The organism is Pigmentiphaga sp. MLSB6-MA01, from assembly GCF_058793475.1.
Genome location: NZ_JBXAFV010000004.1, coordinates 273398 through 284235 on the forward strand (window position 1 = coordinate 273398; position 10838 = coordinate 284235).

Genomic DNA, 10838 nt, shown 5'->3' on the forward strand with positions numbered 1-10838 from the left:
CCCGCGATGGGCGCATCTTAGTCATGCCTGGGGCGCCGGTTGAATACCATGTACATGGTATGGTCGGCCCGGCGCTCTCTGCGATACTTGCTCACTCAAGAAATGCGCACTCGCCATGGGCCGATGGGACGGCCGCGGCAGGAGTGCGGCCAGGAGATCTGCAATGACGACGGGTCCGCTCAGGATTCTGCTGACCGAAGACGATGGGCCCATCCGCGAGCGCCTCGCCCGCATAATCGGCGAATGGCCCGAAGCGGACCTGTGCGCGGCTTGCGCCAACCTCGAGGAAACCCTGATCGCCATCGGGGCCAACGAGATCGACCTTCTGATCACCGACATCAACCTGCCGGACGGCAGCGGCATCGACGCCATCCGGTTCCTGGCCAAGCGGCAGCCCAAGGCCGAAGCCATGGTCATTTCCATCCTGGCGGACGAGCGCTCCGTCCTCGACGCGATCGAAGCGGGCGCGGCCGGCTACCTGCTCAAGGACGCCGACTCCATCGACCTGCTCGACGCGATCCGGGACGTCATGGCCGGCCGTTCGCCCATTTCCTCGCGCATTGCGCGCGTCCTGGTTCGCCGCCTGGCCGAGCAGGGGCAGGTTGCCAGCAACACCGAGAACGCAGCGGACAAGCCCTCCCTGACCGAACGCGAGATGGACATCCTGTGGGGCATCGCCAAGGGCTTCACCTATGGCGAGCTGGCCGACAAGCTTGCCATTTCCCGCCAGACCGTCCCGGTCCACATCCGCAACATCTACCGCAAGCTGCAAGCCACCAACCGTTCCGAGGCCGTGTTCGAGGCGTCGAGACTCGGGCTCATCAAGCTGTGACGGGAACACGCGCGCGCCGCTCGCACGAGTGGGGAAAACTGATCGCCTGGATTCTCCTGGTCGCCATTACGGCCGCGATCGGCGCACTGCCCCACCTCGTGGATACGTCCCCGCCGCAGGGCACCCTGGCAATCACCGACGCCCGTTTCATTCAGGAAGGAGAAAGCCCGGAACAGGCGGTCTCGCTGCCGCATCACTGGATGCCCGAGACACTCTATGAACTGACGACCGGCAGCTATCGCCTGTCCTTCCACGTCCCGGATGTGCCCGGCGAGTCCATGTTCCTGTTCATCCCCGCCGTGCGCCATCGCGTCGAGGCCTGGGTCAACGGCCGCAGAGCCGACGCGGCGCCGGACACCGTCTGGTCGGCGCCCACCAGCGGTTATTCCTTCCTGGCACGGATTCCCGACGGCGCGATCCAGGCCGGCGACAACGAAATCCTGCTGCGGCAGACCCGCAAGATCGGGTGGCTGCCGGGCCGTCTTTCCCAGGTCAGCGTGGGGACGGCCGCCGCGGTCATGCCGGCGTACCAGTTGTCGAACTTCCTGATCGAGGAAGTCCGTGCCATGACCTTCGCCCTGCACATCGCCCTGACGCTAGGCATTGCCAGCATCTGGACCGCGCGCCGGCACGATCCGGTATTCGGATGGCTGGCCGCGATGTCGATCACCAGCATCCTGATCGTTCTTACCCAATCGCCGCACGCCGCGCTGGGCACCCTGGAACAATTCCAGTCTATCTCGCTCGTGTCCGCCGTCGGCCTCATGGCGATCGGCATGGCCTTGGCGATCGTGGGGCGGCGGCGCCCCAGGCAATTGCTGCCGGCCGTCATCGCCGCTCCCGCGTTCCTTCTGGTCCTGGGGCAGACCGGGCTGGTCCCCTTTCCGGTGATCGGGCTCCTGAGCGCCTGCATCACGCTGTCCGCCTATGTCGTCGCCGCCGGCATCCTGGCGCATCAGTTCACGCAGAACAGGAACTGGGATGCCGCCATCATGGTGGTGCCCTGCGTGCTGACGGCCTGGTTCGGCGTGCACGACGTCCTCGTGGTGACCGGACGCTACGACGATCCTTTCCTGCTCGCCTCGTACGCCCGCACCTTGATGCTGCTGGCCATCATGGTCATCCTGATGGGCCGGCTGGCCCGCAGCCTCAACAGCCTGGACCACGCCAACGATACGCTCCGGCAAAAACTGGCGACGCGGGAAGCGGAACTGGGGCTGGCGCACGAGAAAGAAAAAGTCCACGCCAACCAGATGGTCCGCGAGCAGGAGCGACAACGCCTGATGCGGGACCTGCACGACGGGATGAGCGGCCACCTCGTCGCGATCATCGCTCTTTCCGAGCGCAACCCGGAAGGCGGCCAGGCCATCGAACGCGCGGCCCGCGCGGCGCTCGACGACCTCCGGCTGGTGGTCCACTCCCTGGACCTGGGCGACGGCGACCTGGGCGTGGCCCTGGCGGCCTTCCGCGAACGGCTCGAACCGCAATTGCGGCGCCTGGGCATCGCATTCCACTGGTCCACCGAGAAACTGCCGGCGGTGACCGGCGTCACGCCCCAGAACGCCCTGTCCGTGCTGCGCATCCTGCAGGAGGCCGTGACCAACGCCATCCGGCACGGCCCGGCGCGCCGGCTGTCGATCGAAGGCGGGACGACCGGGGACGGGATGGCGACGCTGCGGGTGTCCAACGATGGGGGCCGGCCACGCCTGGCCGGCGCGGGGAACGGGCTGCGCAACATGCAGCGCCGGGCTCGCGAGCTGGGCGGGCGTGTGGAGTTCACGATGGAGGAGGATGGCGCGAGGCTGTTGCTGGTGCTTCCGGCGCGGTTGCCGGAGTGAGGGCGTGGCTGCCATCGGCCGCTGAAAACAAAACGGCCCGCATCGCTGCGGGCCGCATGAATTCTGGTGGCGCATCCCTGATTCGAACAGGGGACCTGCGGATTATGATTCCGTCGCTCTAACCGGCTGAGCTAATGCGCCAAAAGCTAAGACCGCGATTATATACAGAACCAAAAAAAATTCGCAAACGGCCTGGACCACGCCGCCATCCACCCAAAAAAATGGCCCGACAGTAAACTGTCGGGCCAATAGGGAGCACACAATGCCGCGCTTCAATATGCTCGCGGGGGAAGCGCGGTATCGGTGTCGGACAACAACCCTGCCAGGCGTTGGGGATCTGCGGATTCCACCGGCGCCCTTGGCGGCAAAGCAATCATCTGAGATTTCAGTCTAGCCCGGAGGGACTGACAGAGACCTGAACAGCGCTGCCCCGTGGCGCGCCGGCAACCCCGCCCCCTCTGCTAAAATGGCCTGTTCCGCCTTTCTGCCCCCGGGCTATAACCCCGTCACGGCAATCCACATGAGCCATCCCACTCCCCGCAAGCTGTACATCCGCACCTTCGGCTGCCAGATGAACGAGTACGACTCGGACAAGATGGTGGACGTCCTGAACGCCGACCAGCCGCTGGAAATCACCGACCGTCCGGAAGACGCGGACATCATCCTGTTCAACACCTGTTCGGTGCGCGAGAAGGCGCAGGAAAAAGTCTTCTCCGATCTTGGCCGCGCGAAGATGCTCAAGCGCGAGAAGCCCGGCCTGGTCATAGGCGTGGGCGGCTGCGTGGCGAGCCAGGAAGGCGATGCCATCGTGGCGCGGGCGCCGTATGTCGACGTGGTGTTCGGTCCGCAGACGCTGCACCGGCTGCCCGAGCTGATCGCCAGGCGGCGCGCCTCGGGCGTGTCGCAGGTGGACATCAGCTTCCCCGAGATCGAGAAATTCGATCATCTGCCGCCGGCCCGCGTGGATGGCTCCACGGCCTTCGTGTCGATCATGGAAGGTTGCAGCAAGTATTGCAGCTTCTGCGTCGTGCCCTACACCCGCGGCGAGGAAGTCTCGCGCCCGTTCGAGGACGTGCTGACCGAGATCGCCGACCTGGCGGACCAGGGCGTCAAGGAAGTGACGCTGCTGGGACAGAACGTCAATGCCTATCGCGGCAGGATGGGCGATTCGACCGAGATCGCCGATTTCGCGCTGTTGCTGGAATACGTACACGACATTCCGGGCATCGAGCGCATCCGCTACACGACCTCGCATCCCAAGGAAATGACGCAGCGGCTGATCGAGGCCTACGCGCGGCTGCCCAAGCTGGTGTCCTTCCTGCACCTGCCCGTGCAGGCCGGCAGCGACCGCGTGCTGGCGGCGATGAAGCGCGGCTACACGGCGCTGGAATTCAAGTCCATCGTGCGCAAGCTGCGCGCCGCCCGGCCCGGCCTGTCGCTGTCCTCGGACTTCATCGTCGGTTTTCCCGGGGAAACCGAAGAGGACTTCGAGAAGACCATGCGGCTGATCGACGAGGTCGGCTTCGACACGTCGTTCTCGTTCGTCTATTCGCGCCGTCCCGGCACGCCGGCGGCCGACCTGGCCGACGATACGCCGCAAACCGTCAAGCTGGCGCGCCTGCAGCGCCTGCAGGCGCTGATCAACGACCAGGCCGCGGCCATCAGCCAAGGCATGGTCGGCACCACGCAGCGGGTCATCGTCGAAGGCCCCTCGCGCAAGGATCCCAACGAACTGATGGGCCGCACCGAGAACAATCGCATCGTGAATTTCCCCGCGCCCGCGCGGCTGGTCGGCCAGGTGGCCGACATCCGCATCACCACGGCGCTGTCGCACACGCTGCGCGGCGAGGTCGTGACGCGCGAGACGGCCGGGGGCGTGCCCGCATGACGGCCGCCTCCCGCGCTTCCCACCGCCGCGCCGCGCCAGTCGTCGTCTCGCTGGGCGACGACAACGCCCGGCTGTCGAATCTGTGCGGCCCGCTGGACGAGAACCTGCGCCAACTGGCGGCCGCCTACGGTGTCGAGCTGGCGCGCCGCGGCCACCGGATCACGCTCGAAGGCGAGCGCGCCGACGCGGCCTCGGCGGCGCTGCAATACCTGTACGAACACGCGAACCAGCCGCTGTCGGTGGACCAGTTGCAGTTGAATCTGGTCGAACTGGGCGCGATGACCGCCGCCCACGATACCGACGAGGACACGCCGCCACAGGGTGCCCCGGGCGAAACGGAAGTCGTGCTGCGCCTGCCGCGCCGGCAGGACCTGCGCGGACGCACGCCGCGCCAGCGCGACTACCTGCGCAACATCCTGGCGCACGACATTTCATTCGGCATGGGCCCGGCCGGCACCGGCAAGACCTATCTGGCGGTCGCCTGCGCCGTCGACGCGCTGGAGCGGGAGTCGGTGCGCCGCATCGTGCTGACGCGGCCCGCGGTCGAGGCGGGCGAACGGCTGGGCTTCCTGCCGGGCGACCTGACGCAGAAGGTCGACCCCTACCTGCGCCCGCTGTACGACGCGCTGTACGACCTGCTCGGCTTCGAGCGCGTGACCAAGCTGTTCGAGAAACAGACCATCGAGATCGCGCCGCTGGCCTACATGCGCGGACGCACGCTGAACCATGCCTTCGTGATCCTGGACGAGGCGCAGAACACCACGCCCGAGCAGATGAAAATGTTCCTGACCCGCATCGGCTTCGGCAGCAAGGCGGTCATCACCGGCGATCCGTCGCAGGTGGACCTGCCCAAGGGCCAGCGCAGCGGCCTGCTGGACGCCTCGCAGGTGCTGGCCTCGGTGCAGGGCATCTCGTTCACCCAGTTCACCAGCGGCGACGTCGTGCGCCATCCGCTGGTGGCGCGCATCGTCGACGCCTACGAGAAACATGGCCAGCATGCCCCGGGCCGCTAGCACGCCCGCCGCCGCGCCGGCGCTGTCCCTGGCGGTCCAGTACGGGCAGCAGGAGGCCCGGCTGCCGCGCTGGCGGCTGCGGCGCTGGGTGGCCCAGGCACTACGGGCCCCGGAGCTGGCCGGCGTGGCAGGGGCCGCCCTGACGCTGCGGCTGGTGGGCGCCGCCGAAGGCCGGCGGCTGAACCGCGATTTCCGCCAGCGCGACTACGCCACCAACGTGCTGACCTTCGAATACGGCGCGGATCCGGACGGCGTGGTGGGCGGCGACATCGTCCTGTGCCTGCCGGTGCTGGTTTCCGAGGCCCGGGCGCAGAAAAAGCCGTTTTTGCATCACGCTGCCCATCTGGTGGTCCACGGCGTCCTGCACTCCCTGGGCTACGACCATCTGAACGACCGCGACGCCCGGCGCATGGAAGCCCTGGAAACCCGTATCCTGGCAAAGATGGCAATACCCGACCCGTATCGGGTATCCTAAACTTTTGCAACACTTGTCCAATTGGACGATGTCAGACACCTCCCCTAGTCCGGCGTACGCCTCGCGTACGCCCAGAAACCCACCCAGAACCTTCTTCGAACGGCTTTCGGCGCTGATCCATCGCGAACCGGAAGATCGCGAGGACCTCAAGGCCGTGCTCGAGGCCGCCTACAGCCGCGACCTGCTCGATGCCGAGGCACTGTCCATGATCGAGGGCGTGCTGGCGGTCTCCGAGCTCACCGCGGGCGACATCATGATCCCGCGCTCCCGCATGGACATGCTGGAGGTCTCGCAGCCGATCGACACCCTGCTGCCCGCCATCATCGAGACCGCCCATTCGCGCTTCCCGGTGTTCGAGGACAGCCGCGACAACGTCATCGGCATCCTGCTGGCCAAGGACCTGCTGCGCTACATGATCGACCGCGAGCTCGACCTGCGCACGCTGCTGCGGCCGGCGGTCTTCATCCCGGAATCCAAGCGGCTGAACGTGCTGCTGCGCGAATTCCGCAGCAACCGCAACCACATCGCCATCGTGGTCGACGAGCACGGCGGCACCGCCGGCCTGATCACCATCGAGGACGTGCTGGAGCAGATCGTGGGCGAGATCGAGGACGAGTTCGACGACGCCGCCGTCGAGCAGTCCATCTTCCCCGACGGCAAGAACCGCTGGCGGGTCATGGCGCTGACCAACATCCGGCGCTTCAACGAGACCTTCGGCTCGTCGCTGGACGACGACGAATTCGACACCGTGGGCGGCTGGATGGCGGGCACCCTGGGCCGCATCCCCCGGCGTGGCGACCGCATCGAACGCGACGACTTGCGCATCGACGTGATCCGCGCCGACGCCCGCCGCGCGCTCTGGCTGCGCGTCTCCCGCCTGGCCGCCGGCGCCTCGCCGACGGCCGCGCTTCCCAACCAAGGCTGACCCTGCTCGTGCCCACGCCCTATGCCGCGCTGGCCGGCGCGCTGATCCTCGGCATGCTGCAGGGGCTGGCCTTCGCGCCCGCCCCGTTCCCCGCCTGGTTCCTGCCGGTCGTGCAACTGGCCACCTTCGGCGGCATGAGCTGGCTGACCTGGCGCGCCGCGACCCTGCGGCACGCCATCTGGATCGGCGCGGCCTTCGGCGGCGGCACGTTCCTGGTCGGGGTGTCCTGGATCTATATCAGCCTGCACGTCTACGCGTTCATGGCGGCCCCGCTGGCTGCCATGGGCGTGGGCCTCCTGGCGGCCTATCTTTCGCTGTATCCGGCGCTGGCCACCGGCACGGCATGGTGGCTGGCGCAGCGGCCGGCCGCCACGGACGGCCCAGCCCGGCTGGCGTCGCCGCTGACCTGCGTCCTGGCGATGGCGGCGGCCTGGACCGGCTCGGAATGGCTGCGCGGCGTCCTGTTCACCGGCTTTCCCTGGCTCAACATCGGCTATGCCCACGTCGACAGCCCGCTGCAAGGCTGGGCGCCGCTGCTGGGCGTCTACGGCGTGGCCTTCACCGCCGCGCTGACCGCCTCGGGGCTGGTCTGGGCGGCCGGAGCCGTGGCCGAACGCGGCACCACCGGCATCGCGGCAGCGCTGCGCCCGGGGTGGCGGGCACCCGCGGCGGCCCTGGCCGCGCTGGTCGTCGGCATGGCGGGCTCGGCCTGGGACTGGGTACGCCCCTATGGCTCGCCGCTGACCGTCCGGCTGGTACAGGCCGATATCCCGCTTTCCGACAAATTCGATCCGACGCAGATCTGGCAGGGCATGGACCGCCACCGCAGCCTGGCCGAACCGCCGCGGGCCGATGGCAAGCCCATCGCCCTCACGCTGCTGCCCGAGACCGCCGTACCGGTATTCCAGGACCAGCTCAGCGCCGAAGCCTGGAAGGAATGGGTGGACAGCGCCGCGCAGCGTGGCGGCACGTTCGCGCTGGGCGTGGCCATGCGCGACATCCATCCCGACCGCGACTACTACTACAACAGCGTCATCTCGCTGGATGGCCACAGTTCGCCGGAACGACTCGTCGCCGGCCACGTCGAGCACCGCTACGACAAGCGCCACCTCGTGCCTTTCGGCGAGTTCGTGCCGCCCGGCTTCCGCTGGTTCGTGGACGAGATGGTCATGCCGCTGGGCGATTTCGACCGCGGCAGGGAGCGGCAGAAGCCGTTCGACATCGGCGGCCAGTACATCGCGATGAACATCTGCTACGAGGACGTGTTCGGCGAGGAACTGCTGCCCGCGGTCCGGCCCGGGCCGACCGACCCCGGCGCCACCATCCTCGCCAACGTCAGCAACCTGGCCTGGTTCGGCAATTCGCTGGCACTGCCCCAGCACCTGCAGATGTCGCGCATGCGGGTGCGCGAAACCGGCCGCCCCATGCTGCGCGCCACCAACACGGGCATGACGGCGGTGGTGGACGAACGGGCGCAGGTGGTGGGCGAACTGGCGCCGCACACCGCCGGCGCGCTGGACGCGACAGTACAAGGCACCACCGGGCTCACGCCCTACGCCCGCACCGGCAACACGCCCATCCTGTTCATCGTCGCGGCCCTGCTGGCAGTGCTGGTCTGGCTGCGGATCCGGCGCGTGGACTGACCCGCCGCAGCGCCCCAAGGCGCCATCCGTCCGCATTTCGCCCGGGCCAGTTAAAATCCAGGGTTTGGCCGTGCCGCAAGGCCGCCCTCGGCCGCATCTACTCCAACACCATGCTGACATTTCAACAAATCATTCTCCGACTCCAGGAATACTGGAGCCAGCAAGGCTGCGCCCTCCTGCAGTCCTACGACATGGAAGTCGGTGCCGGCACGTCGCACACCGCCACGTTCCTGCGGGCGCTCGGCCCCGAGCCCTGGCGCGCGGCCTACGTACAGCCCTCGCGCCGCCCCAAGGACGGCCGCTACGGCGAGAACCCCAACCGCCTGCAGCACTACTACCAATACCAGGTGGTGCTCAAGCCCTCGCCCCCGAACATCCTGGACCTGTACATCGGCTCGCTGCAGGCGCTGGGCATCGACCCCCAGGAACACGACATCCGCTTCGTCGAGGACGACTGGGAAAACCCCACGCTGGGCGCCTGGGGCCTGGGCTGGGAGGTCTGGCTCAACGGCATGGAAGTGACGCAGTTCACCTATTTCCAGCAGGTCGGCGGCATCGACTGCAAGCCCATCATGGGCGAGATCACCTACGGCCTGGAACGCCTGGCCATGTACCTGCAGGGCGTGGAAAGCGTCTACGACCTGGTCTGGACCGAAGCGCCCGACGGCACGCGCGTCACCTACGGCGACGTCTACCACCAGAACGAAGTCGAGCAATCCACCTACAACTTCGAACATTCGTCGGCCGAGACCCTGTTCCGCCACTTCAACGACTACGAGGCCCAGGCCAGGCGCCTGGTGGAAGTGCCGCTGGCGCTGCCGGCCTACGAGATGGTGCTCAAGGCGGCCCACACTTTCAACATGCTCGATGCCCGGGGCGCGATCAGCGTCACCGAGCGCGCCGCCTACATCGGCCGCATCCGCAACCTGTCGCGCGCCATCGCGCAGGCGTACTACGAATCACGAGAACGACTGGGCTTTCCCATGCTTGCACGCAAGGAGGCCGCATAAATGCCGGCCGCTCAACCCCTCCTGCTGGAACTGTTCACCGAGGAACTCCCGCCCAAGGCGCTCAACCGCCTGGGACAGGCCTTCGCCGAAGGCATCGCCGCCGGCCTGAAGAGCCGGGGCCTGCTGGCCGACGGCAGCACCACCACCGCCTATGCCACGCCGCGACGGCTGGCCGTGCACCTGTCGGCCGTGCTGCCGCAGGGAGCCGACAGCGAATTCTCTGAAAAACTCATGCCCGTGGGCGTGGGGCTGGACGCCAACGGCCAGCCCACGCCCGCGCTGCAAAAGAAGCTCGCGGCCAAGGGCCTGGAGGGCGTCGACGTCTCCGGACTCGCGCGCGAGTCGGACGGCAAGAACGAACAGCTCGTCTACCGCGGCATCGCCAAGGGCGCGGCGCTGGCGCCCGCCTTGCAGGCGGCGCTGGAAGACACGCTGGGCAAGCTGCCCATTCCCAAGGTCATGAGCTATCAGCTGGCCGACGGCGTCACCACCGTCCGCTTCGTGCGCCCCGCGCACGGCCTGGTCGCGCTGCACGGCGACACTGTGGTCGACATCGCCGCGCTCGGCCTGCGTGCCGGCCGCGGCACGCGCGGCCATCGTTTCCAGTCGCAGGCGACGATCGAGCTGCCCTCGGCCGATGCCTATGAAGCGCTGCTCCACGAGCCGGGCCGCGTGATCGCCTCGTTCGAGCAGCGCCGCGCCGCCATCGAGCGCCAGTTGCGCGACCAGGCCGCGCGCCTGCAGGCGTCGCTGGGCGACGAAGCCGACGTGGCCTCGCTGCTGGACGAGGTGTGCGCGCTGGTCGAGTACCCCACGGTCTACGTGGGCGAATTCGAATCCGAATTCCTTGCCGTGCCCCAGGAATGCCTGATCCTGACGATGCGGCTGAACCAGAAATACTTCCCGCTGTTCGACGCCGCCACCGGCAAGCTGACGCACCGTTTCCTGATCGTCAGCAACATGGCCCTGGCCAACCCGTCCAACATCGTCGAAGGCAACCAGCGGGTCGTCCGGCCGCGCCTGGCCGATGCGCGCTTCTTCTTCGAGACCGACAAGAAAGTACCGCTGGCCGGCCGGGTCGAACAACTCGGCGCCATCGTCTATCACAACAAGCTCGGCACCCAGCTCGAACGCGCCCAGCGCGTGCGCGCGCTGGCACGCTGGGTGGCGGGGGGGGGGGGGGGTAAGCCCCAAAGGGCAGAGCGCGCAACCCC

At 67.7% G+C, this 10838-nt stretch carries 9 protein-coding genes and 1 tRNA gene (1 of these 10 cut by a window edge); 9 read left to right on the top strand and 1 reads right to left on the bottom strand.

Going from position 1 to position 10838, the window contains the following annotated elements; all coding sequences use genetic code 11:
• Positions 1 to 163: 163 nt before the first annotated feature.
• Entirely contained in the window at positions 164 to 832 is a 669-nt protein-coding gene (locus AC1Q6E_RS08945) for a response regulator (protein ID WP_152796092.1), read from the top strand.
• Positions 829 to 2670 carry a sensor histidine kinase gene (locus tag AC1Q6E_RS08950; protein ID WP_296556762.1) on the top strand — a complete coding sequence of 614 codons (1842 nt, stop codon included), beginning with the start codon at positions 829 to 831 and terminating at the stop codon, positions 2668 to 2670. Before AC1Q6E_RS08945 ends, AC1Q6E_RS08950 begins: the two co-directional genes overlap by 4 nt.
• Before the next feature lie 64 nt (positions 2671 to 2734).
• On the opposite strand, the gene AC1Q6E_RS08955 is transcribed toward AC1Q6E_RS08950, so the two are convergent.
• Positions 2735 to 2811 (bottom strand) — tRNA-Met (locus AC1Q6E_RS08955).
• 379 nt (positions 2812 to 3190) lie between these two features.
• Here AC1Q6E_RS08955 and miaB point away from each other — a divergent pair.
• From miaB to glyS, 7 genes are all read left to right on the top strand, one after another.
• Positions 3191 to 4558 carry a tRNA (N6-isopentenyl adenosine(37)-C2)-methylthiotransferase MiaB gene (gene miaB, locus AC1Q6E_RS08960; RefSeq protein WP_492572580.1) on the top strand — a complete coding sequence of 456 codons (1368 nt, stop codon included), beginning with the start codon at positions 3191 to 3193 and terminating at the stop codon, positions 4556 to 4558.
• Positions 4555 to 5571 carry a PhoH family protein gene (locus AC1Q6E_RS08965; protein ID WP_152796086.1) on the top strand — a complete coding sequence of 339 codons (1017 nt, stop codon included), beginning with the start codon at positions 4555 to 4557 and terminating at the stop codon, positions 5569 to 5571. Before miaB ends, AC1Q6E_RS08965 begins: the two co-directional genes overlap by 4 nt.
• Complete coding sequence (gene ybeY / locus AC1Q6E_RS08970; RefSeq protein WP_152797747.1) at positions 5555 to 6046, top strand: rRNA maturation RNase YbeY; 492 nt, start codon at positions 5555 to 5557, stop codon at positions 6044 to 6046. The genes AC1Q6E_RS08965 and ybeY overlap by 17 nt, the downstream gene beginning before the upstream one ends.
• Positions 6047 to 6074: 28 nt before the next feature.
• Positions 6075 to 6971: a CorC family transporter gene (locus AC1Q6E_RS08975; protein ID WP_152796085.1), complete on the top strand. Its 897-nt coding sequence runs from the start codon at positions 6075 to 6077 to the stop codon at positions 6969 to 6971.
• Between the two features lie 8 nt (positions 6972 to 6979).
• A complete protein-coding gene (gene lnt / locus AC1Q6E_RS08980; RefSeq protein WP_296556760.1) occupies positions 6980 to 8614 on the top strand; it encodes an apolipoprotein N-acyltransferase in 1635 nt (544 codons plus the stop codon).
• A 110-nt stretch (positions 8615 to 8724) separates the two neighbouring features.
• Positions 8725 to 9624 (top strand): glycine--tRNA ligase subunit alpha, encoded by a 900-nt coding sequence (gene glyQ / locus AC1Q6E_RS08985; protein ID WP_296556759.1) that lies wholly within the window; start codon positions 8725 to 8727, stop codon positions 9622 to 9624.
• Positions 9625 to 10838 carry the 5' portion of a glycine--tRNA ligase subunit beta gene (glyS, locus tag AC1Q6E_RS08990; RefSeq protein ID WP_492572581.1) on the top strand. 979 nt of this gene lie beyond the right edge of the window, so only the first 1214 of its 2193 coding nucleotides appear in the window; it begins with the start codon at positions 9625 to 9627; its stop codon lies off the right edge, out of view. It abuts the gene before it with no gap.